The following is a 19,919-nucleotide window of genomic DNA, read 5'->3' on the forward strand; positions in this document are numbered from 1 at the left end:
ATTGCAATCGCTGCCGATGAGGCCCCGCGTCGGCCAGCGGGAGACGCAGTGGCAGTTTATGAAACATCCAGGCTAGATGATTGTGCGCTTCGCCGTACCCAAGCCCGTAGAGGGTGCGCGTAATGGCCGCGCGCCTGCATGCACCTTGGCGCGGCAATTGTGTAACATGGACGGCGATGGCCTGTCCCGCCCGGCCAATGTTCGAAAGGAAAACGATGCGAGTCCCCCCAACGCCGGTGCATGCCGGCCACGCACGGCGCGTCGGCGCGCGGGTCTGCCATTGATCGCGCAGATCGCCGCGCGCGATGCGCAGGGCTGGCTGACGCCGGCGCCGGCGCCCGACCAGGCCGGGCGCGCCGCGCTCAAGCGGCAGCAACCCGGCTGCCTGTGGCTGACCGGACTGTCCGGTTCCGGCAAGTCGACCATCGGCGCGCTGGTGGCGGCGCAGCTGCATGCCGCCGGCCGCCATACCTATATGCTCGACGGCGACGCGCTGCGCTGTGGACTCAACGCCGACCTCGGCTTCAGCGTGGCCGACCGGGTCGAGAGCATCCGCCGCACGGCGCAGGTGGCGCGGCTGATGACCGACGCCGGCCTGATCGTGATCGTCTCTCTGATCAGTCCGTTTCGCGCGGAGCGCGCGCTTGCCCGCAGCCTGTTCGCGGCCGGGCAGTTCCGCGAAGTGTTTGTCGATGCGCCGCTCGACGAATGCATCCGGCGCGACCCCAAGGGCCTGTACAAGCGGGCCCTGGCCGGTGAGCTGGCCAGCTTTACCGGGATCGATAGCCCTTACGAGGCGCCGCTGGCGCCCGAAGTGCATTTGCGTACGGCGCAGGCTAGTGAGCAGTCGTGCGCGCAGACGCTGCTTGCTGCTTTCACGAAATAACTTGATCGAACGCGTGTCAAGCGCGCGTGTGGATTGATGCGTTAAGTTTTCGGCCACATACTTCGCCCAGCTTGTGTCAATCCTGACACGCACTTCACCTAATCCTTCCAAGGAAAACCATGGCACCGCTCACGACGCCGACACGCTCGATGGAATTCAGCTGGGGCGCATCAATGATGGGCGGATGTGTGGCGATTGCGGGCGGAGCGTTCTTTGGTACGCTGCTCGCCACTGTGTCGATGCGCCTGTCAATGGCAAACGGGCTCTCGGCAGATCAGGCGCTGGCCACAGCGGCGGTATATGAAATTTCGCCGTTGACAATTTTGGGGCCGCTCCTGGCCTTGTTATCGGAGGGCGCCGGCGGATATGTGGCGGCAAAGTTGGGCGGTGCCAAAGCGCGTACTCAAGCGCTGGCAGCAAGCTTTCTTCCCGTTCTGTTCCTCGCCATCATGTACGTCAATCCAGGCAGTCAGTTCGGGCTCGCGCCTACACATAGTCTTTGACGAAATCAAAGTATGCACGCGGTCCGAAGACAGAATGACGAATCACCGATTTCCTGATCTTGTTGATTACGCCAATAAAGTCCTTCAGTGTTAGTTCGCCCGCATTCCCGATGCTGTCGACACCAAGGTTGACCACGTGCGCGACGATGCCATCGATGGCGGGGTGGCGAAGCACCATTTCGTTCTTGGCGAAGCCAAATTTTTGCTTCAATGCGATTATTGAATTGTCGAGTCCGATGATGCATAGCGCATCGGTCAGTTCGGGAATCAGGTGGTATTGAGCGCTGAGGCCAGTTTCGATTGCGTGGCACAGCAAGAGTTCGCGGTCCGAATCCATTTGAATTTTCTGTTCATTTTCGTTGGGTACCACCGGTACAGGGTGGGGCAGGGCATTACGCATTGCAATGATAGCCTATTGAAAGGGCAGTGGAGCGCGTCGAGCGCGTCCCGCAAACAAAGACACTGCCCGAGGGGCGCGCCTTATTTGTTCATGGTGGTCCGCGCGGAGTACGTTGCCATTGTCCTCCTACGGCTTGCCTTTTGCTGTACACCGACAAAAAGGACGAGTACGTCATCATGGGGCAGATTTTCAACGCCAAGACGGCGCAGAACCTGACCAAGGAGCGGCTCGAAGAGATCAATAGAATCAAGTTCTCGACCTGCCCGCCGAGCACGCACTCAAGACCGTCAAGGGCGACGGCAAGCGTGTGATCGCCATTTGGACGCTCGATCTTGCTCGATTGCTTTTGCCTGGAAGATGACGGAATAGACCGGACAGAGTTTTTTAGTTCAGCAACAATAAAAGCCACCCGAAGGTGGCTTTTATTGTTCTTGGTGGCGCGGGGCGCAATCGAACCACCGACACAAGGATTTTCAAGCCGCTGCTTTCGCAACTGATCTGCCGGAGCTGGGAAATATCACTCGCGCCTCGCTTTACCCGGTGCTGATTGAAAAGCCCTGACCAGGAGAGTGCTGTTAAAATTTGTGATAGCCTGCCGATGTCCACTTACCGGAGTACCCAAATCCTGCGTTTTTTAGTCACAGCGGCGACGCGTATGCCAAAGCTCACGATCGCTGCGGCCTTGTTAGTGTTGGCAGCTTTGGTCGGCACGATGACCTACACCGGTTACCTTGTCATCGGGGTGTTGGCCGATCAGCTCGGCACAGGTCGGGTCATCGCAGGACTGCTTCTTGGCGGTCTTTTTGCAAGATTTCCTTGGATAACTCAAGGTAAGTTGCGCATCGTTAGTCTACTACCTGTCCCTGTCCGTCGCCCACTCATCGTGAGCTTACTCGCACTGTGCTTGTTGAGCTTCCTGTCGCGAGGCGACTACGTGCCCGCAGTGTTTGCAGGGCTTTCTGCGGCGTTTCTGCTCACATTCCCTTGGCTGAGGCGAGCTGTATTCGGTCGAATGAAATCGTCATTCTTCAAATTCGCATCTGACCAAAACAGTCCAACAAGCGCCGATGACACGGTGATTGAGGGTGAGTTTAGGGAAAAGAAAGACTGAACGTGAATCGGCACGAGTTTGCCACGTTCGCCCGCGTCTGGCGACGCGCACCAGAGTGCTAAGATATTTCGCACCACTTAACTTCACTTCGCAGGGGCACCATGTTCATAAGCACATACGGGTTTGAGCTAGCGACTGCGTGGGGACATACTCAATATAGCCGCTTTCACAAGGCCATTGACTTTGAGCGAGGGATTGAAGTCTTCCAAATCGGCGACGTCATGGGGATCGATATGCCATTTGAAGGCCCTATTTTTTGCCTGAAGCAGAACTCGGATTACATTCCATTTACAGTGGAATACTGGACTGAAACTGCCACGGTGCCAATCAGTGCCTTCAACTGCAGGGAACATCGGCACATCAATCCCCTGGTTGCCTTCCCTGAAGTAGATTTGACGATATCCAATTTCGGACGCGATCTAAAATCGATCGGACTCATGCGCGCAGAACTAAGTTACAGCGACGTCTGGGGGGCAGTGAGTTCCACGGTTACGAATTTCGTTCCGCCGCCGACATGAACACTGCGTTCAGGCGCATCCAGGAGGCCTTGCCCGTACTTTTATTTGATAACTACGAGTCTTCTCATATGCCACGCCCCGTACTTTGCCGGCACGTGGTCCCTTTTAAAGATGAGGCCATCAGCGAGTTCGACGGTAGCGGCGCCATTGAGGCAACGAGCGTTGTGTTAAGACCGCCTTTAGATGATCCTGAACCGCCGACGGTGGTCCTCGATCGATTGGAACAGCATAGCGAGCAGGCACCCATTCGCATCGAGGAGTTCATGAAAGAGTTGCTCAGTCTCGAGAGGGACAGCCTGTTTTTTGGCCACTACTTCAGCTCCGCAATGATCGGTAACGATCGTATATTGCCAATTCTGCGGCGATCGTTTGATGCGTATTACACGGAGCACTATTCATGCTTCGAACGTTTCTTTTCCATGATTGTGGGCACAGAAAGAAGTCGATAAGCCGCAAGAGCAGTTTACGCAAGCTACCCGCGCCTTGCCCGTCGACCGCGTCGAGGGAAATGAGCATGCTGCGACTGGCGAAGCCCGACTTCAGAGGTGCTGCAGTGCAGTCTTGGCAAAGCGATAATGACGTTCTGTCGCGCCTCCAGAAATATTTCAGCAAGTCGCATGTGGTGCGGCTCCGCCTGCAATAGAAGAGCGCTGTCATCGGTCTAGGTTAGGCTGTTGTCCTGTTTGGTTGGACGGGTTGGCTGGTTTGTGTTTGAACCAGGCGGAGGAACGCCCTGCCGGAAATCGACCGGACAAGGAAGAAATACCGCACCGGCAAACAAAAAAGCCACCCGAAGGTGGCTTTTTATTTGTTCTTGGTGGCCCGGGGCGGAATCGAACCACCGACACAAGGATTTTCAATCCTCTGCTCTACCGACTGAGCTACCAGGCCAAGAGGCATGATTATAGACACCCGATCGGCGCTTTGCAAGGCCAGCTAATGAATTTTGGCAAAAATCGGTGAAATACAGTGTGAAACGCTGTTGTTTCTTGCCGCTATAATGCTTTGCATGACCAGATCAACTTCCTCCCCGCACGCAATGCAGAGTGCTGTTTGCATCGTCGGCAACGGCGCCATCGCCAAGACGGCGGCCCTCGGCTTTGCCAAGGCCGGCCACAGCGTCACGCTGCTATCTCCGCCTCCGCCCGCCACCGACGCAGCAACCGCTGTCGGCGAACAGCCGTGGGACGTGCGCGTCTACGCCCTGAACCACACGGCCCACACACTGCTCGCCTCGCTCAAGGTATGGGGCGCGCTTGACGCAACGCGCGTTGCCGCCGTCGACGCGATGGTCGTCAACGGCGACGGCGCGCAGAGCGGCGACCTGGCCTTCGATGCCTTTGGCGCCCACGCCGGCACGCTGGCCTGGATCGTCGAGGACCGCAACCTGAACCAGGCGCTGGACGCCGCGCTCAAGTTCGCGCCCGGCGTGACCATCGTCAGCGCGCGCGCCGTCGCCATGTCCACCACCGACAGCGGTGCCAGCGTGGCGCTCGAAGGCGGCGCGCGCATCGATTGCGACTTGCTCGTTGGCGCCGACGGCGGCCAGTCGTGGGTGCGCGGGCAGTGCGACATCGGCATCGACTACCGCTCGTACCACCAGCGCGCGATCGTCACCAATTTTTCGTGCACCAAGCCGCACCGCGGCGCCGCCTTCCAGTGGTTCACCGGCCAGGAAGGCATCGTCGCGCTGTTGCCGCTGCCGGGCGAGCGCGTCTCGCTGGTCTGGTCGGCGCCCGACGCGCTGGCCGACACCATCATGGCCGAAACCATGAGCGAACTGGCGGTGCGCCTGGCCGTGCTGTGCGAAGAGCAGCTCGGCCCGCTGCGCCCACTGCTGCCCGAAGTGGTCAAGGCCGTGCCGCTGGCGCTGATCCGCCCGCATGCGATCGTCGCGCCGCGCGTGGCCCTGGTGGGCGACGCCGCCCACGTGGTCCATCCGCTGGCGGGACACGGCATGAATCTCGGCTTTGCCGACGTGGCCGGCCTGCTGGCGGCGATTGCCGCGCGCGAAGAGCAGCGCAGCATCGGCGACGAGCGCGTGCTGGCCCGTTACGCCAGGGCGCGCAAGGAAGACATCTTCCTGATGCAGCTCGCTACCGATGGTTTGGTGCGCCTGTTCGGCACCGACCTTGAGCCAGTTCGCATTGCGCGCAATTTGGGATTAAACTTGTTGAATAAGTTGCCTATGATTAAGCGTCGCCTGATGACGCATGCGATGGGCAAGTAATCCCCTCACTATACTTACCGGAGAAGTCATGTTGAAATGCAAATTGCTGGTGCTGGCGCTGATGGCCGGTATGGTCGGCGCGTGCACGGCCGCCGAGCCGAGTGTCGAAGAGAACATCAAGAAAGTGCTGGCCCCGCGCATTTCGGACGGCGTCAAAATCGATTCCGTGATCGCCACGCCGTATTCGGGCTTGTATGAAGTGCGCGCCGGCGGCGATGTCCTGTACACCGACAAAAAGGGCGAGTACATCATCATGGGGCAGATTTTCAACGCCAAGACGGCGCAGAACCTGACCAAGGAACGTCTCGAAGAGATCAATAAAATCAAGTTTTCCGACCTGCCCGCCGAGCACGCACTCAAGACCGTCAAGGGCGACGGCAAGCGCGTGATCGCCATTTTCGAAGATCCCAACTGCGGCTACTGCAAGCAGTTCCGCCGCACCACGCTCAAGGAACTCGATAACGTCACCGTCTACACCTACATGCTCAACATCCTGGCCGAAGACTCGAGCATCAAGTCGCGCAACGTGTGGTGCGCGCCTGACCGCAACAAGGCATGGGACGACTGGATGTTGAACGGGAAAACCCCGCCGATGGCCGACGCCAAGTGCAAGAACCCGAACGACGAGGTGGCCGCATTGGGGCGCAAGATTCGCGTCAGCGCCACGCCCGCGATCTTCTTCGCCGACGGCAGCCGCATTTCCGGCGCCATCGACACCAAGGGCATGGAAGCGAAGTTCAAGTCCATCAAGTAACAACGCCGGGCGGTTCGGCGCGCGTCTGCCTCACGCGGGCGCGCGCCGGTGCCCGCCAGTTGACCCACCTCCCGGGCGAGCGCCTCCCTCATGAAAAAACCAAGTAAAAGCAGAGCGCCCGCAATCGCGTACGCCATTTTCCCAAAAGACCTGGCCGGACACCTGTTCGAAGTGCGCCTGACGGTGGCAGCCCCCGCGTCCGACGGCCAGGTATTCGCTTTGCCGGCGTGGATACCGGGCAGTTACATGATCCGCGAATTCGCGCGCAACATCGTGCAGATCCGCGCCGAGGCCAACGGCGAGAGCGTTGCCCTGGCCAAGCTGGACAAGCACTCCTGGCGCGCTGCGCCGGTCGGCGCGCCACTCACCGTCGTCTACGAAGTCTACGCGTGGGACTTGTCGGTGCGCGCTGCGCACCTGGACCAGACCCACGGCTTTTTCAATGGCACCAGCGTGTGCCTGCGCGTCGTCGGCCAGGAAGACATGCCGCACCAGGTCGACATTGTCCGTCCGTCGGATCCGGCAGCGGCCACCTGGCGCGTTGCCACCGCCATGCCCGAACTGGGCGCCAAACGCTACGGCTTTGGCACCTACCTGGCGTCGAGCTACGATGAGCTGATCGACCATCCGGTTGAAATGGGCGACTTTGCGCTGGCCACCTTCAAGGCGCACGGCGTGCCGCACGATATCGTCATCTCCGGGCGCGTGCCCAATCTGGACATGGCGCGCCTGCAGGCCGACCTGAAGGCCATCTGCGAAACCCAGATCGCGTTTTTCGAGCCGCGCACCCGGAACGCGCCGATGGAACGCTACGTGTTCCTGACGCTGGCGGTGGGCGACGGCTACGGCGGCCTGGAACATCGCGCCTCGACCGCGCTCATTTGCGCGCGCGCCGATTTGCCCAGCACCGGCGCGGTCAAGAGCGCCGACATTGGCGAAGGCTATCTCAAGTTTCTTGGGCTGTGCAGCCACGAGTATTTTCATACCTGGAATGTCAAGCGCATCAAGCCGGCCGCGTTCGCGCCCTATGATTTGCAAAGCGAGACTTACACGCCGCTACTGTGGCTGTTCGAGGGCTTTACCAGCTATTACGATGACCTGATGCTGGTCAGGAGCGGGATCATCGGCGAAGCCGCTTACTTCAAGCTGCTCGGCAAGGCGATCGGCGGCGTATTGCGCGGCAGCGGGCGCACCAAGCAAAGCGTGGCCGATTCGAGTTTCGACGCCTGGGGCAAGTACTACCGGCAAGATGAAAATGCGCCGAACGCCATCGTCAGCTATTACGGCAAGGGTTCGCTCATTGCGCTGGCGTTTGACCTGACGATTCGCAGCAAAACGGCTGGCAAGAAGTCGCTCGACGATGTGATGCTCGCCTTGTGGCAGCGCTTTGGCCGCGATTTTTATCCCAGCGTGGGGCGCGGCGTGACCGAGACCGAGGTCGAGGCCTTGTTCGACGAAGTGAGCGGCTTGAAGCTCAAGAGTCTGTTTGATCGCTACGTGCGCGGCACGGCCGACCTGCCGCTGGCCCGGCTGTATGCGCCGTTCGGGGTCAAGCTGGTGGACGAGCGGCGCAATGCCAAGCCGTCGTTCGATGCGGGGGCCGGGCGCGATGGGCCGGACTGCAAGCTCACGCAAGTGCATGAGGGCGGCGCGGCGCATCGCGCGGGGCTGTCGGCGGGCGATATCGTGATCGCGCTTGACGGCTTGCGCGTGGGCGGGGCGCTCGACGCGATGCTGGGGCGGTACAAGGTGGGCGACACGGTGACCGTGCACGCGTTCAGGCGCGATGAGCTGATGACGTTCCAGGTCAAGCTGCAAGGGGAGCGGGTGCCGTGCGTGACCTTGTCGCTGCTTGACGAGCGGAAGAAGTCGGGCAGGCCGAGCGCGCTCTAGGTGGCTCATGGCGGAATGCACTGCGTTTTTCCGCCCTACGGACCGCGGAACGCGTGCACCCGGAGAGTGATGGATCTTTACATTACCCCGCGCTTACCGGGACACGTAGGGCGGAAAAACGCAGTGCATTCCGCCATGTGTGCGTCCCGTTGGCCGTCAACTGAACAAGCGCTGCAACTCCACCCCCGGGTCCGGCGCCCGCATGAACGCCTCGCCGACGAGGAACGCGTGCACGTTCGCTTCGCGCATCCGCTTCACATCGGCCGGCACCATGATCCCCGACTCGGTCACCACCAGCTTGTCCGGCCCGATGCGCGGCAGCAGGTCAATCGTCGTCTGCAGCGACGTTTCAAACGTGCGCAAATTGCGGTTGTTGATCCCCACCAGCTGCGTTTGCAGCTTGAGCGCGGCCGTCAACTCGTCGCCGTCATGTACCTCCACCAGCACCGCCAGCCCCAGCTCCAGCGCGCACGCTTCGAGCTCCGCCATCAGCCCGTGATCGAGCGCCGAGACGATCAGTAAAATCGCATCAGCCCCCATCGCGCGCGCTTCATAGATCTGGTACAGGTCGATCATGAAGTCCTTGCGCAGCACCGGGATGTCGCATGCCGCGCGCGCCTGCTTCAGGTAGTCCACGCTTCCCTGGAAGAACTGCACATCGGTCAGCACCGACAGGCACGCCGCGCCGTGGCGCGCATAGCTGTCGGCGATTTTCGCAGGCTGGAAGTCTTCGCGCAGCACGCCCCGCGATGGCGACGCTTTTTTCACCTCGGCGATCACGCCCGCGTTGCCCGCAGCAATATGCTTGCGCAAGCTCGCTTCAAAGCTGCGGATGCCGCGGCGGGCGTCGGCGTCGGCTTCGACCTCGCGCCGCAGGCTTGCCAGGTCGCGGTATTTTTTCGCCGCTGCGACTTCGTCAGCCTTGACGGCCAGGATGTTCTTGAGGATATCGGACATGATGTTCAACTTTGTTTGGTAAGGGCCAGCTTGATGCCGAGCCAGATGAATAGGCCGCCCGCGACGCGGTTCAGCCACAGCGCTACGACCGGGCTGACCTTGACGCGCGCGGCAACCCGCGCCGAGAACAGCGCCAGCGCCACGCACCACAGCATGCCGTTGACGTTGAAGATGCAGCCCAGGATGATGAACGCGAGCGCCTTGTCGGGCGCGGCCGCGTCGATGAATTGCGGCACGAATGCGAGGAAAAAAATCGCCACCTTGGGGTTCAGGACATTGGTCAGGAAACCTTGCGCGAATATTTTACGGTAGGGCAGGGGAGCGACAGCCGCCCTTTCCCCAGCCGGCGCGCGTTTGCTGCGCAACAGGCCAAGCGCCATCCACAGGATGTACGCGGCGCCAATGTACTTGACCATCATGAAGGCGGTTGCCGATGTGGCGAGGATAGCGGACAGGCCAACGGCTGCCGCCAGCACATGCACCATGGTGCCGGTACCGATGCCCATCGCCGCCGCCACGCCCGCGCGCCAGCCCTGGGTGGCGCTGCGCGCCATGATCAGCAGCGAGTCGGGGCCGGGCATGATGTTGAGCAGCAGGCCGGAGAGGATAAAAAGTGCAATGTCGTGGATGCCGAACATAGTGTGCTCCGTCGCCCTCGCGCACGCGCTAACCCCTGGAACATTCGCTCTGCGCCGTCGTTCCATGGGCCCCGCGCGTGCGCGAGGGCGATGTCGTGGTTAATGTGCGCCGAGTTGCTGCGTGACTTCGACGAATTGCTTCATCTTGGCCACGGCGGCGCCCGATTCAATCGCGGTGCGCGCCCTGATCAAGCCTTCGCCGATCGAACTGGCAACGCCCGCCGCATACAGCGCAGTACCGGCATTGAGCACCACGATATCGCAGGCGGCCCCGGGAACGCCATTTAACGCTTCCATCATCCGGGCCTTCGACTCGGCCGCATCGGCCACCTTCAAATTGCGGCTGGCGATCATCGACAGGCCAAAATCCTCGGGATGAATCTCGTACTCGCGAATCTCGCCGTTTACCAGTTCGCCGACCATGGTGGCAGCGCCGAGCGAGACTTCATCCATATTGTCGCGCCCCCATACGACGACGGCATGCTGGGTTCCGAGGCGCTGCAGCACCCGCACCTGGATGCCCACCAGGTCGGCATGGAATACGCCCATCAAGATATTCGGCGCGCCCGCCGGATTGGTGAGCGGCCCCAGGATATTGAAGATCGTGCGCACGCCAAGCTCGCGGCGCACGGGCGCGGCATGCTTCATCGCGGCGTGATGGTTGGGCGCGAACATGAAGCCGATGCCGGTCTGCGCGATCGACTGCGCAATCTGCTCGGGCTTGAGGTTGATGTTAGCGCCCAGCGACTCGAGCACGTCGGCGCTGCCGGACGACGATGACACGCTGCGCCCGCCATGCTTGGCCACGCGCGCACCAGCGGCGGCGGCGACGAACATCGCCGCCGTCGAAATATTGAACGTGTGCGCGCCGTCGCCGCCGGTGCCGACGATGTCGAGGAGGTTGGTGGTGTCGGCCATCGGCACCTTGGTCGAAAATTCGCGCATGACCTGGGCCGCGGCGGCGATCTCGCCGATCGTCTCCTTTTTCACGCGCAGGCCCAGCGTGAGGGCGGCGATCATGGTGGGCGACATTTCGCCCGACATGATCTGGCGGAACAGGTGCAGCATCTCGTCGTGAAAAATTTCGCGGTGTTCGATGCAGCGCAGCAGGGCTTCTTGTGGGGTGATCGACATGGTGGTTCCAGGTTAGCGTTCGAGGAAGTTCTTCAGCAGGGCATGGCCATGCTCGGACAGGATCGATTCGGGATGGAACTGCACACCTTCGATGTCGTACTCCTTGTGCCGCACACCCATGATCTCGCCGTCGTCGGTCCATGCCGTCACCTCCAGGCAGGCCGGGAGCGACGCGCGCTCGATGGCCAGCGAGTGGTAGCGAATCACCGTAAACGGGCTGGGAAGCGCCTTGAACACGCCCACGCCCGTATGCGCAATCAGCGACGTTTTTCCGTGCATGACCTGCTTGGCGCGAACCACCTTGCCACCGAACGCGGCGCCGATGGCCTGGTGGCCAAGGCACACGCCCAGGATCGGCATCTGGCCCTTGAAGCGCTGCAGGATGTCGATCGAGATGCCCGCTTCGGCCGGCGTCTTGGGGCCGGGCGAAATGCAGATGCGGTCCGGCTGCATGGCCGCGATCTCGTCCAGGTTGATTTCATCATTGCGCACGGTTCGCACTTCCTCGCCCAGCTCCCCGAAGTACTGCACCAGGTTGTAGGTGAACGAGTCGTAGTTGTCGATCATTAGCAGCATGTCAGAACTCCCCATCCAGGCCGTCTTGTACCTGCTCGGCCGCGCGCAGCACGGCGCGCGCCTTGTTTTCAGTTTCCTGCCATTCCATCTCGGGGATCGAATCGGCCACGATGCCGGCTGCAGCCTGCACGTACAGCATGCCGTCCTTGATCACGCCGGTGCGAATCGCAATGGCCACGTCCATCTCGCCGCCAAACGACAGGTAGCCGCAGGCGCCGCCGTAAATGCCGCGCTTTGTGGGTTCCAGTTCATCGATCACTTCCATCGCCCGCACTTTGGGCGCGCCGGTCAGGGTGCCGGCCGGGAAGGTGGCGCGCAGTACGTCCAGGTTCGACATGCCCGATTTGAGCTTGCCTTCAACGTTGGAGACGATGTGCTGCACGTGCGAGTATTTCTCCACCACCAGGCGCTCGGTGACCTTGACGCTGCCGATTTCGGAAATGCGGCCAAGGTCGTTGCGGGCCAGGTCGATCAGCATCACGTGTTCGGCGATTTCCTTCGGGTCGGCCAGCAGTTCCTTCGACAGTTCGGCGTCGCGCTCGGGCGTGGCGCCGCGCGGGCGGGTGCCGGCGATCGGGCGCAGCGTGACTTTCTTGCTGCCGTCGGAGGCGGTTTCGTTGCGCACCAAAATCTCGGGCGAGGCGCCGACGATCTGCATGTCGCCAAAATTGTAGTAGTACATATAAGGCGACGGGTTCAGCGAGCGCAGCGCGCGGTACAGCGTGAGCGGATTGTCCACATACGGCTTGCGGATGCGCTGGCCGATCTGCACCTGCATCAAGTCGCCGGCCATCACGTATTCATGCGCGCGCGCCACGGCCTTGAGATAGTCTTCCTTGCTGAAGTCGCGCACCGCTTCGGTGCGCACCGAGCTCGATGTCACCGGCGCGTCGACGCCGCGGCGCAGCATCATGCGCAAGTCTTTCAGGCGCTGGCGGGCCTTGGAAAACGCCTCAGGCTGGGCGGTGTCGGCGTAGACGATCAGATACAGCTTGCCCGACAGGTTGTCGATGACGGCCAGTTCTTCGGTCACCATCAGTTGAATGTCGGGCAGGCCCAGGTCGTCCTTGGGCGCGGAGCCGGCCAGCTTTTTTTCAATGTGGCGCACGGTGTCGTAGCCAAAGTAGCCGGCCAGGCCGCCGCAAAAACGCGGCATGCCGGGGCGCAGCGCCACCTTGAAGCGCGACTGGAACTGTTCGATGAAGTCGAGCGGATTGCCCTCGTGGGTCTCGATCACGGCGCCGTTCTTGACCACTTCGGTGCGCGCGCCAAAGGTGCGCAGCACGGTCGTGGCGGGCAGGCCGATGAAGGAATAGCGGCCAAAGCGCTCGCCGCCAACGACCGATTCAAGCAGGAAGGTGTTCTTGCCGGCGTTCTGCGTCTGGGCCAGCTTGAGGTACAGCGTGAGGGGCGTTTCCAGGTCGGCGAAGGCTTCCGCGATCAGGGGAACACGGTTGAAGCCTTCGTTGGCCAGCGATTTGAATTCGAGTTCGGTCATGCTTATCTCCATGCCGCCCAGGCGTAGTTGTGGGCAGTGGGTTCAAAAAAACCTGTCGACGCACGGACGGGGCCGACAGCAATCAATACGGGGTTACTTAGCCCAAGATTGCCAGCGTCGCCAAAGCCAGGCCTCAATCGAGCCGGTTTGGGTGACATTGTGTTTTTTGATGAAAAACATGTTTGGTGTGTTCAGTTTGCGGTGTTGTTGTGCGAACGAATAAGGTTGGCTGCTTCTAACAGCGTGTCAACTATACCATCGGAATCGGTTTCGTGTATAGACTGCCCGTGGTTGTAGCCATACGGGACCGTCAACACGAAGCAGCCTGCCGCGCGCGCCGCTTCGGCGTCGTTCGAGGAGTCGCCGATGGCCACTACCTGCGCCGGCGGCAGGGAAAAATCCGCGCACACCTGCAGCAGCGGCATCGGGTGCGGCTTTTTGCGGGGCAGCGAATCGCCCCCATAAAGCACATCGAAATACATCGCCAATCCCTTTTGCGCCAGCAGCGGCTTGGCAAAAGCGATCGGCTTGTTGGTCACGCAGGCCAGGCGCAGGCCCTGCTTGCGCAGCGATTCGAGGCCCGCAATCACGCCCGGATAGAGCTTGGTGTGCTTGCCGTTGATGCTCAGGTAGTGGCGCTGGTAGGACGCCATCGCGTCGCCGAAACGCGCTTCCACGCCGGCCGGCCCCAGGTCCAGTTCAAGCACGCTGCGAATCAGGTTTTCGGAGCCTTTGCCGACCATGCGCGCAATCTGGTCCTGGCCGAGGGGCGCCATCGCCATCTCGTCGCGCATGCGATTGATCGCCACATGGAAGTCGGGGACGGTGTCGAGCATCGTGCCATCAAGGTCGATGATGGCCGCGCCGATCGCAGCAGCGCCCGCCCGCATTACTTGCCCGTCTTTGCCAGTTCGACGCGCATGGCGTCGATGACGGCCTTGTAATCCGGCTTGCCGAAGATGGCCGAGCCGGCGACAAAGGTGTCGGCGCCGGCCGCGGCGGCGGCGGCGATGTTCTCGATCTTGATGCCGCCGTCAACTTCCAGCATGATGTCGCGCCCCGAGTCGTCGATCATGCGGCGCGCCAGCGCGATTTTTTTCAGCGCTTGGGCAATGAAGAACTGGCCGCCAAAGCCCGGGTTCACCGACATGATGAGGATCATGTCGATCTTGTCCATCACATGGTCGAGGAAGTGCAGCGGCGTGCCCGGGTTGAACACCAGGCCGGCCTTGCAGCCGTTGTCGCGAATCAGTTGCAGCGAGCGGTCGATGTGCTCCGACGCTTCAGGGTGAAAGGTGATGATGTTGGCGCCCGCCTTGGCGAAGTCGGGAATGATGCGGTCGACCGGTTTCACCATCAGGTGCACGTCGATCGGCACTTGCACGTGCGGGCGGATCGCTTCGCACACCAGCGGGCCGATCGTCAGGTTCGGCACGTAGTGGTTGTCCATCACGTCAAAGTGGATGATGTCGGCGCCGGCGGCGACGACATTGCGCACTTCTTCGCCCAGGCGGGCGAAGTCGGCGGACAAGATGCTGGGAGCGATGCGGAAGGTGGTCATGGCGGAGATCTTGCTGTTAATTAAAGATGCGCTATTTTAACGCCTTTATTGCGGCTTTTACTTTCGTTGGCCGCTCATTGACGCGTGCTTCAATTTGCCGTGCGAGGTATTATGTGTTCACAGACTTACATTAAAGGAAACACATGGCAGCTTACCAATTGAACGTCGACGTCAAGACCCAGTACCTGGCCGAACAGTCCGACCCGGCCAAGGGCAATTATGTGTTCACCTACACGATCACGATTCAGAATACCGGCACGGTCGCCAGCCAGTTGATTTCGCGCCATTGGGTGATTACGGACGCCAACAACCAGGTGCAGGAAGTACGCGGCCTGGGCGTGGTGGGACACCAGCCATTGCTCAAGCCGGGCGAGCAGTTCGAATACACCAGCGGCACGCAGATGGCGACGCCGCAGGGATCCATGTTCGGGGAATACTTCTGCGTGGCCGAGGACGGACATCAGTTCGAGGCGAAAATCCCCGAATTCGTGCTGTCGCTGCCACGCACCTTGCATTGATCAGTGATCGAGTCGCTGCGGCGGCTCTTTTTTTTCGGCCGGAGGCAGCGCTTGCTGGTGATCGGTCGGCTTCTGGCCGGAGTACATGGTCCACCATACAATAAATACCAGCAGGAACAGGGCCACGCCGGCTTCAACCATTAATATCCACATATAACTCCTTATGTCATTTACACGCCGCAGTTTACCCGTTTCCCTTGGACTCGTCGCGCTGGCCTTGGCGGCGTGTACGACGCCCGAGCCGCCGGCCCCGGCGCCTCCGGTACGCCCGCCCGTCAAGATGCCGCCGCCCGTGATGCCAATACCACTGCCTCCGCCTCCGCCTCCGGCCACGCCGCTGATGACGCCATCGACGTTCGGCGCGCTGCCGGGCTGGCAGCAAGATGACCTGCGCCAGGCGTGGCCCGCCTTCATGGCGTCATGCGCTGTGCTGGGGCGCAAGGACGAATGGAAGCCGGCCTGCAGCGCCGCGCGCGCCGTTGCCGCCAGTGACGGCAATGCCCTGCGCGCTTATTTTGAATCGTGGTTCGTGCCCAACCAGATCCGCGCCGCTGACGGTACCGATACCGGCTTGATCACCGGCTATTACGAGGCGGCGCTGCGCGGCGCGCGCAAGCGCGGCGGTGCCTTCCAGACGCCGCTGTACGCGGTGCCCGACGACCTGCTGACAATTGACCTGTCCAGCGTCTATCCGGACCTGAAGGGCAAGCGCGTGCGCGGCAAGCTGGTTGGCAAAAAGGTGGTGCCCTACAACGCGCGCGCGGATATGGGCACGGCCAATGTGGCGGGCAAGGAATTGCTGTACGTGGACGATCCGGTCGAGGCGTTTTTCCTGGAAGTGCAAGGTTCCGGACGGGTGCAACTGGCCGACGCCGGCGAGACGGTGCGCGTGTCTTACGCGGACCAGAACGGCCATCCTTACAAGGCGATCGGCCGCTGGCTGGTCGAGCAGGGCGAATTGACGGCCGAACAGGCGACGGCGCAGGGGATCAAGGCGTGGATCGCGGCCAACCCCGCGCGGCGCCAGGAATTGTTCAACGTGAACCCGAGCTATGTGTTTTTCCGGGAGGAACGCATTGCTGATCCAAGTGTCGGCCCGAAAGGCGCGCTCGGCGTGCCGCTCACGCCAGCGCGCTCGGTGGCGATCGATCCCACCATGCTGCCGCTGGGCGCGCCGATTTTCCTGTCGACGACGGAGTCGAACAGCAGCGTGCCGATGCAGCGCCTAGTGATGGCTCAGGATACGGGCGGCGCAATCCGGGGAGCGGTGCGCGCCGACTTTTTCTTCGGCTTTGGCTACGACGCCATGGAAAAAGCCGGCCGCATGAAGCAAGCCGGCCAACTGTGGGTGTTGATGCCGAGAGCGGTGGCGCAGTAGCAGCGATCGTACTATCGACTTATCTTGCCATCGTGCCGGCGGTGTTTTCGCTGTTCACTCTGGCGATGCGGGTCTTGATGCGTTCGACCTTGCCGGGGCTCTTTTCGTTCGCGGCGAGCTTGTTCAGGATCGCGATCTGGGCTGTTTTGAAGGCGTCTTCCGCCGTGACGCTGACGTCGGGAGCGACGCCCACGCCTTCCCAGTTGGCCTTGGTGACCGGGCCCAGCGAGCGGCCATTGGGCACGAACATGGCAAAGTTCTGGTTCAGGCGCATCACATCGCCGGGATGGGCGCCGCCGCCTGTGGTTTCGCCCACCAGGGTAATGCGCTTGAGGCCTTTGAGCGCGTAGCTGAAGTCTTCAGCGGCCGAAAAGGTGTATTTGCTGGTCAGCACATACACGTCTTTCTTCTGGCCAAAGCGCGTGCCCGGGACCACGTCCGAACTCCACATTTGCTCGGTCCGCTCGCCTTCGCGGAAATAGATATCTGTCATGTGGGTGCGTTCGTCGAGCAGGTAGCTGGCCAGCAAGGTCACCGTGGCCGGGTCGCCGCCGCCGTTCTTGCGCAGATCGATGATCAGCGCATCGGTGTGCGCCAGCAAGGTCATGGCAGCGGCCAGGGTGTCGGCGGCATCCTTGGCCGGCGCAAAGGCGCGCAGGTCCAGGTAGCCGATGTTAAATGGCAGGCGCTCGACGCGCTCCACGCCAAAGTTTTGCGAGCGCATGCCGGCCAGTTGCTGTTCGTGCTCTTCGACGGACGGCTTCTTGTCTTTTGGTTCCTCAGGGATCGGTTGCGCGCTGTAGAACAGGCGCAGGTGCTTGTCCCTGGTCTGCGCAAAGACGTGCTCGGTAAGCGTGGTGCTGAGTTTTTCGGCGCTGGTGATGCTATCGTAGTCGCCCTTCTTTTGATGCTGGCGGATCACGGCCTCGACCTTTTTCGCTTGTTCAGGGAACACATAGCTTCTGTGCATTTCCTTGATCATGGCGTCGATGACGGCTTGGCGCTGGGCCGCACTGACCACCATGTCCGGCTGGTTGGGATCGGGCCGCATCTGGGCGCTGGCTGGAACAAAAGCCAAAGCACACAGCAGCATGCCGCTCGCGATTGCACATCTGAAATTGTTCATTTTTGTGTTCCCTTGTCAGTGTTGGTGGAATCGTTTTCAAGCTGGGAGCGCGCTTCCCGGATCCGCTCGCCAAATGGTTTGGCGGCCAGGGCGCGAATGGCGCTGTCGAGCACATCGGTCAGCGAATAGGGCAGGGCCGCTTCGAGCGAGGCGGAGGCAAGCGCGGTGGCTTGCCAGCACATCTTTAATTGGGGAACGAGGTCGCGCCCGTGTTGCGTGAGGCGGATCATTTTCTTGCGCGCATCGGTGGGACTGGCTTGCACCGACACAATGCCGTCCTTGACCATCAGGGCGATGGTTTGGGTTGCCGCGGGCTGGGTGATGCCGGCGGCCTCGGCAATAAATCCGATCGTCGCCGGCTCCTTTGCCATCAGCGAGCGCATCACCGGCGTATAGCGTGGGCGGTAATTGAGCCCCGCTGTCTCGTAGGCGTCGCCGACAGCGCCGTCGAGCAATTCGATCAAATGGCGCAGTTGGGTTCCATGTGTAGATTTCATCCAGGTATTGTATAAGTGGTTATATAAGCAGTAAACAAGATTTCGAAAAAACTTTTGCTGCGGCCATGCCGACGGCAAGCACGCTAGGTGGCGGCGCAGGCGATACAATTGCCGATTCAGTATTTATAACGAAGGGATTCCCATGCAATATGCAGACTTGTTGATCGAAACGCACGGCCGCGTTGCCGTCATCCGCTTGAACCGCCCCAAGGCGCTGAACGCTTTGAACGACAACATGATGAACGAGCTGGGCGACGCGCTGACCAAGTTCGACGCTGACAAGAACATTGGCTGCATTGTGCTGACCGGCAGCGAGAAAGCCTTTGCCGCGGGCGCCGACATCGCAGCGATGGCCAACTACGACTACACCGACACCTATGGCGGCAACTACATCGGGCGCAACTGGGAGCATATTCTCAGCGTTCGCAAACCCGTCATAGGCGCTGCCGCCGGTTACGTGCTGGGCGGCGGCTGCGAGCTGGCCATGATGTGCGATTTCCTGATCGCCGCCGACAATGCCAAGTTTGGCCAGCCGGAAATCAAGGTGGGCGTCACGCCAGGCGCCGGCGGCACCCAGCGCCTGCCGCGCACCATCGGCAAATCCAAGGCAATGGACATGCTGCTGACCGCGCGCATGATCGACGCGGCCGAGGCTGAGCGCATGGGCCTGGTCTCGCGCGTGGTGGCGGCCGACAAATTGATGGAAGAAGCCATTGCGGCGGCAACCATCATTGCCGCAATGCCTTTGTCGGTGGCCATGCAAATCAAGGATTGCGTCAACCGCGCTTTTGAAACCACGCTGACCGAAGGCGTGCGCTACGAGCGCCGGTATTTCCACGCGGGCTTTGGTACGCCTGCGCAGAAAGAAGGCATGGCGGCGTTCCTGGCCAAGCGCCCGGCCAATTTCGACGGTTTGTAAAAGTACTAGGCTGCGGCCAGCGTCGGCTTGACCGCTGCCGCGGGCGGCCCCAGCACTTCAGCCAGTTCCATCAGCCCCTGTTGCGAAGCGGCCAGCAAATCGCGCTCGATCGCCGCCATGGCTTCGTCGAACGGCGCCGTCAGCCGCACCAGTCCATAGGCGCGGTTGCGCCCGTTCTGCTTGCCCACATACAGCGCCAGATCGGTCAGCTGTATCGCCCGCTCCCAGCTGCACTGTTCTTCGGTCAACCCGGAAAACGGCAGCGCAATGTAGCCAGCCGTCAGCGTCACCGGCACCGACAGCTCGCCCAGTTGCACCGGCTCCGCGCACACGCTGTGCAGCAGGCGCTCGACCATCGTGCGCAGCAAGTCGCCTTCGGTATCGGGCGCGTAGATCAAGAATTCCTCGCCGCCCCAGCGCAGCGCCATGTCGGTGTCGCGCACGGTCCGCTTGAGCCGGGCGGCGATTTCGACCAGCACGCCGTCGCCCACCGTGGGCGCGACCTTCAGGCAATCTTTGCAATGCCGGGTCAGCGCCGCCCCAAGACGGATCGGTGGCTACGCTGGACATCATGCCTAGTAGGTAGACCGCCAAAATATAATGCCGCCAAAAAAATAATCTCTTGTAAGTCCTTGCCAAGCCCGTGCGAGCTTTGCTATAGTTCGCCTCCCCGATGAAAAGGTTAACGAAATCAAGTAGTTGCAAGCTTGTCAGGGACGTTTCGAAAGAGACGGAGTAGTAAAAAAGAGGTTGACGAAAAACGCGAAACGCTGCATAATCTCACCTCTCTGCTGCTTACGAACAAAACGCTTCGTAGGGCAC

At 61.2% G+C, this 19,919-nt stretch carries 24 protein-coding genes and 1 tRNA gene; 12 read left to right on the top strand and 13 right to left on the bottom strand.

The features are described from left to right. The first annotated feature begins 280 nt into the window (after positions 1–280). Both cysC and ACP7BV_RS26235 read left to right on the top strand, forming a co-directional pair. Complete coding sequence (gene cysC, locus ACP7BV_RS26230; protein WP_426107832.1) at positions 281–886, top strand: adenylyl-sulfate kinase; 606 nt, start codon at positions 281–283, stop codon at positions 884–886. Positions 887–1,005: 119 nt separating this feature from the next. After that, a complete protein-coding gene (locus ACP7BV_RS26235) occupies positions 1,006–1,389 on the top strand; it encodes a hypothetical protein (protein WP_426107833.1) in 384 nt (127 codons plus the stop codon). Here the strand turns inward: ACP7BV_RS26235 and ACP7BV_RS26240 are convergent. Next, positions 1,373–1,789, bottom strand: a complete 417-nt coding sequence (locus ACP7BV_RS26240) for a hypothetical protein (protein ID WP_426107834.1) — start codon at positions 1,787–1,789, stop codon at positions 1,373–1,375. The two genes, ACP7BV_RS26235 and ACP7BV_RS26240, sit on opposite strands and share 17 nt — an antisense overlap. Positions 1,790–1,929: 140 nt before the next feature. On the opposite strand from ACP7BV_RS26240, the gene ACP7BV_RS26245 reads away from it, so the two are divergent. The 4 genes from ACP7BV_RS26245 (at position 1,930) to ACP7BV_RS26260 (ending at position 3,867) form a co-directional block, all read left to right on the top strand. Then, positions 1,930–2,100, top strand: coding sequence for a hypothetical protein (locus ACP7BV_RS26245; protein ID WP_426107835.1), 171 nt, complete (start codon positions 1,930–1,932; stop codon positions 2,098–2,100). Between the two features lie 344 nt (positions 2,101–2,444). Next, entirely contained in the window at positions 2,445–2,900 is a 456-nt protein-coding gene (locus ACP7BV_RS26250) for a hypothetical protein (protein WP_426107836.1), read from the top strand. A gap of 101 nt (positions 2,901–3,001) precedes the next feature. Then, complete coding sequence (locus ACP7BV_RS26255) at positions 3,002–3,418, top strand: hypothetical protein (protein WP_426107837.1); 417 nt, start codon at positions 3,002–3,004, stop codon at positions 3,416–3,418. Further along, complete coding sequence (locus tag ACP7BV_RS26260; RefSeq protein WP_426107838.1) at positions 3,415–3,867, top strand: hypothetical protein; 453 nt, start codon at positions 3,415–3,417, stop codon at positions 3,865–3,867. Before ACP7BV_RS26255 ends, ACP7BV_RS26260 begins: the two co-directional genes overlap by 4 nt. A 366-nt stretch (positions 3,868–4,233) precedes the next feature. Here ACP7BV_RS26260 and ACP7BV_RS26265 read toward each other — a convergent pair. Then, a tRNA-Phe gene (locus ACP7BV_RS26265) sits at positions 4,234–4,309 on the bottom strand. A 148-nt stretch (positions 4,310–4,457) separates the two neighbouring features. On the opposite strand from ACP7BV_RS26265, the gene ACP7BV_RS26270 reads away from it, so the two are divergent. From ACP7BV_RS26270 to ACP7BV_RS26280, 3 genes are all read left to right on the top strand, one after another. Continuing rightward, positions 4,458–5,648 carry an FAD-dependent monooxygenase gene (locus tag ACP7BV_RS26270; RefSeq protein ID WP_426107839.1) on the top strand — a complete coding sequence of 397 codons (1,191 nt, stop codon included), beginning with the start codon at positions 4,458–4,460 and terminating at the stop codon, positions 5,646–5,648. A 28-nt stretch (positions 5,649–5,676) separates the two neighbouring features. Further along, complete coding sequence (locus tag ACP7BV_RS26275) at positions 5,677–6,402, top strand: DsbC family protein (protein ID WP_426107840.1); 726 nt, start codon at positions 5,677–5,679, stop codon at positions 6,400–6,402. 90 nt (positions 6,403–6,492) lie between these two features. Further along, a complete protein-coding gene (locus ACP7BV_RS26280; protein WP_426107841.1) occupies positions 6,493–8,295 on the top strand; it encodes a M61 family metallopeptidase in 1,803 nt (600 codons plus the stop codon). Between the two features lie 156 nt (positions 8,296–8,451). On the opposite strand, the gene trpC is transcribed toward ACP7BV_RS26280, so the two are convergent. The 7 genes from trpC to rpe all read right to left on the bottom strand — a co-directional run bounded on the left by trpC (position 8,452) and on the right by rpe (position 14,659). After that, on the bottom strand, positions 8,452–9,252 hold the full coding sequence (gene trpC, locus ACP7BV_RS26285; protein WP_426107842.1) for an indole-3-glycerol phosphate synthase TrpC: 801 nt from the start codon (positions 9,250–9,252) through the stop codon (positions 8,452–8,454). 5 nt (positions 9,253–9,257) lie between these two features. Continuing rightward, positions 9,258–9,890 carry a LysE family translocator gene (locus tag ACP7BV_RS26290; protein ID WP_426107843.1) on the bottom strand — a complete coding sequence of 211 codons (633 nt, stop codon included), beginning with the start codon at positions 9,888–9,890 and terminating at the stop codon, positions 9,258–9,260. A gap of 99 nt (positions 9,891–9,989) precedes the next feature. Continuing rightward, positions 9,990–11,024 carry an anthranilate phosphoribosyltransferase gene (trpD, locus tag ACP7BV_RS26295; RefSeq protein WP_426107844.1) on the bottom strand — a complete coding sequence of 345 codons (1,035 nt, stop codon included), beginning with the start codon at positions 11,022–11,024 and terminating at the stop codon, positions 9,990–9,992. Positions 11,025–11,036: 12 nt separating this feature from the next. Further along, positions 11,037–11,600, bottom strand: a complete 564-nt coding sequence (locus ACP7BV_RS26300) for an anthranilate synthase component II (protein ID WP_426107845.1) — start codon at positions 11,598–11,600, stop codon at positions 11,037–11,039. Position 11,601: 1 nt separating this feature from the next. Beyond that, entirely contained in the window at positions 11,602–13,098 is a 1,497-nt protein-coding gene (gene trpE, locus ACP7BV_RS26305) for an anthranilate synthase component I (protein ID WP_426107846.1), read from the bottom strand. A gap of 191 nt (positions 13,099–13,289) precedes the next feature. After that, positions 13,290–13,988, bottom strand: coding sequence for a phosphoglycolate phosphatase (locus ACP7BV_RS26310; RefSeq protein ID WP_426107847.1), 699 nt, complete (start codon positions 13,986–13,988; stop codon positions 13,290–13,292). Further along, a complete protein-coding gene (gene rpe / locus ACP7BV_RS26315; RefSeq protein WP_426107848.1) occupies positions 13,988–14,659 on the bottom strand; it encodes a ribulose-phosphate 3-epimerase in 672 nt (223 codons plus the stop codon). Before rpe ends, ACP7BV_RS26310 begins: the two co-directional genes overlap by 1 nt. A gap of 143 nt (positions 14,660–14,802) precedes the next feature. Here rpe and apaG point away from each other — a divergent pair, with 143 nt between their 5' ends. Further along, a complete protein-coding gene (gene apaG / locus ACP7BV_RS26320; RefSeq protein ID WP_426107849.1) occupies positions 14,803–15,177 on the top strand; it encodes a Co2+/Mg2+ efflux protein ApaG in 375 nt (124 codons plus the stop codon). Here the strand turns inward: apaG and ACP7BV_RS26325 are convergent, their stop codons facing one another. Then, positions 15,178–15,330 carry a hypothetical protein gene (locus tag ACP7BV_RS26325; protein ID WP_426107850.1) on the bottom strand — a complete coding sequence of 51 codons (153 nt, stop codon included), beginning with the start codon at positions 15,328–15,330 and terminating at the stop codon, positions 15,178–15,180. Positions 15,331–15,340: 10 nt separating this feature from the next. Here ACP7BV_RS26325 and mltA point away from each other — a divergent pair, with 10 nt between their 5' ends. Then, complete coding sequence (mltA, locus tag ACP7BV_RS26330; RefSeq protein ID WP_426107851.1) at positions 15,341–16,555, top strand: murein transglycosylase A; 1,215 nt, start codon at positions 15,341–15,343, stop codon at positions 16,553–16,555. A 19-nt stretch (positions 16,556–16,574) separates the two neighbouring features. Here the strand turns inward: mltA and ACP7BV_RS26335 are convergent, their stop codons facing one another. Then, a complete protein-coding gene (locus tag ACP7BV_RS26335) occupies positions 16,575–17,681 on the bottom strand; it encodes a S41 family peptidase (protein ID WP_426107852.1) in 1,107 nt (368 codons plus the stop codon). After that, positions 17,678–18,178 carry a MarR family winged helix-turn-helix transcriptional regulator gene (locus ACP7BV_RS26340; RefSeq protein WP_426107853.1) on the bottom strand — a complete coding sequence of 167 codons (501 nt, stop codon included), beginning with the start codon at positions 18,176–18,178 and terminating at the stop codon, positions 17,678–17,680. Before ACP7BV_RS26340 ends, ACP7BV_RS26335 begins: the two co-directional genes overlap by 4 nt. 142 nt (positions 18,179–18,320) lie before the next feature. On the opposite strand from ACP7BV_RS26340, the gene ACP7BV_RS26345 reads away from it, so the two are divergent. Beyond that, positions 18,321–19,097, top strand: a complete 777-nt coding sequence (locus tag ACP7BV_RS26345; protein ID WP_426107854.1) for an enoyl-CoA hydratase — start codon at positions 18,321–18,323, stop codon at positions 19,095–19,097. 5 nt (positions 19,098–19,102) lie between these two features. Here ACP7BV_RS26345 and ACP7BV_RS26350 read toward each other — a convergent pair whose 3' ends face one another. Beyond that, the gene (locus ACP7BV_RS26350; protein WP_426107855.1) at positions 19,103–19,588 is read right to left on the bottom strand and encodes a GGDEF domain-containing protein; all 486 of its coding nucleotides are present in this window, start codon (positions 19,586–19,588) and stop codon (positions 19,103–19,105) included. Positions 19,589–19,919: the final 331 nt, after the last annotated feature.

Source organism: Massilia sp. TSP1-1-2 (assembly GCF_049896185.1).
In the GTDB taxonomy this organism is placed as follows: Bacteria; Pseudomonadota; Gammaproteobacteria; order Burkholderiales; family Burkholderiaceae_D; genus Telluria_A.

Excerpts from the sequence above, each read along its gene's own strand:
- ACP7BV_RS26235 (WP_426107833.1), top strand. The coding sequence starts at position 1,006 with ATGGCACCGCTCACGACGCCGACACGCTCGATGGAATTCAGCTGGGGC.
- ACP7BV_RS26240 (WP_426107834.1), bottom strand. The coding sequence starts at position 1,789 with ATGCGTAATGCCCTGCCCCACCCTGTACCGGTGGTACCCAACGAAAAT.
- ACP7BV_RS26250 (WP_426107836.1), top strand. The coding sequence starts at position 2,445 with ATGCCAAAGCTCACGATCGCTGCGGCCTTGTTAGTGTTGGCAGCTTTG.
- ACP7BV_RS26255 (WP_426107837.1), top strand. The coding sequence starts at position 3,002 with ATGTTCATAAGCACATACGGGTTTGAGCTAGCGACTGCGTGGGGACAT.
- ACP7BV_RS26260 (WP_426107838.1), top strand. The coding sequence starts at position 3,415 with ATGAACACTGCGTTCAGGCGCATCCAGGAGGCCTTGCCCGTACTTTTA.
- ACP7BV_RS26270 (WP_426107839.1), top strand. The coding sequence starts at position 4,458 with ATGCAGAGTGCTGTTTGCATCGTCGGCAACGGCGCCATCGCCAAGACG.
- ACP7BV_RS26275 (WP_426107840.1), top strand. The coding sequence starts at position 5,677 with ATGTTGAAATGCAAATTGCTGGTGCTGGCGCTGATGGCCGGTATGGTC.
- ACP7BV_RS26280 (WP_426107841.1), top strand. The coding sequence starts at position 6,493 with ATGAAAAAACCAAGTAAAAGCAGAGCGCCCGCAATCGCGTACGCCATT.
- trpC (WP_426107842.1), bottom strand. The coding sequence starts at position 9,252 with ATGTCCGATATCCTCAAGAACATCCTGGCCGTCAAGGCTGACGAAGTC.
- ACP7BV_RS26290 (WP_426107843.1), bottom strand. The coding sequence starts at position 9,890 with ATGTTCGGCATCCACGACATTGCACTTTTTATCCTCTCCGGCCTGCTG.
- trpD (WP_426107844.1), bottom strand. The coding sequence starts at position 11,024 with ATGTCGATCACCCCACAAGAAGCCCTGCTGCGCTGCATCGAACACCGC.
- ACP7BV_RS26300 (WP_426107845.1), bottom strand. The coding sequence starts at position 11,600 with ATGCTGCTAATGATCGACAACTACGACTCGTTCACCTACAACCTGGTG.
- trpE (WP_426107846.1), bottom strand. The coding sequence starts at position 13,098 with ATGACCGAACTCGAATTCAAATCGCTGGCCAACGAAGGCTTCAACCGT.
- ACP7BV_RS26310 (WP_426107847.1), bottom strand. The coding sequence starts at position 13,988 with ATGCGGGCGGGCGCTGCTGCGATCGGCGCGGCCATCATCGACCTTGAT.
- rpe (WP_426107848.1), bottom strand. The coding sequence starts at position 14,659 with ATGACCACCTTCCGCATCGCTCCCAGCATCTTGTCCGCCGACTTCGCC.
- apaG (WP_426107849.1), top strand. The coding sequence starts at position 14,803 with ATGGCAGCTTACCAATTGAACGTCGACGTCAAGACCCAGTACCTGGCC.
- ACP7BV_RS26325 (WP_426107850.1), bottom strand. The coding sequence starts at position 15,330 with ATGTGGATATTAATGGTTGAAGCCGGCGTGGCCCTGTTCCTGCTGGTA.
- mltA (WP_426107851.1), top strand. The coding sequence starts at position 15,341 with ATGTCATTTACACGCCGCAGTTTACCCGTTTCCCTTGGACTCGTCGCG.
- ACP7BV_RS26335 (WP_426107852.1), bottom strand. The coding sequence starts at position 17,681 with ATGAACAATTTCAGATGTGCAATCGCGAGCGGCATGCTGCTGTGTGCT.
- ACP7BV_RS26340 (WP_426107853.1), bottom strand. The coding sequence starts at position 18,178 with ATGAAATCTACACATGGAACCCAACTGCGCCATTTGATCGAATTGCTC.
- ACP7BV_RS26345 (WP_426107854.1), top strand. The coding sequence starts at position 18,321 with ATGCAATATGCAGACTTGTTGATCGAAACGCACGGCCGCGTTGCCGTC.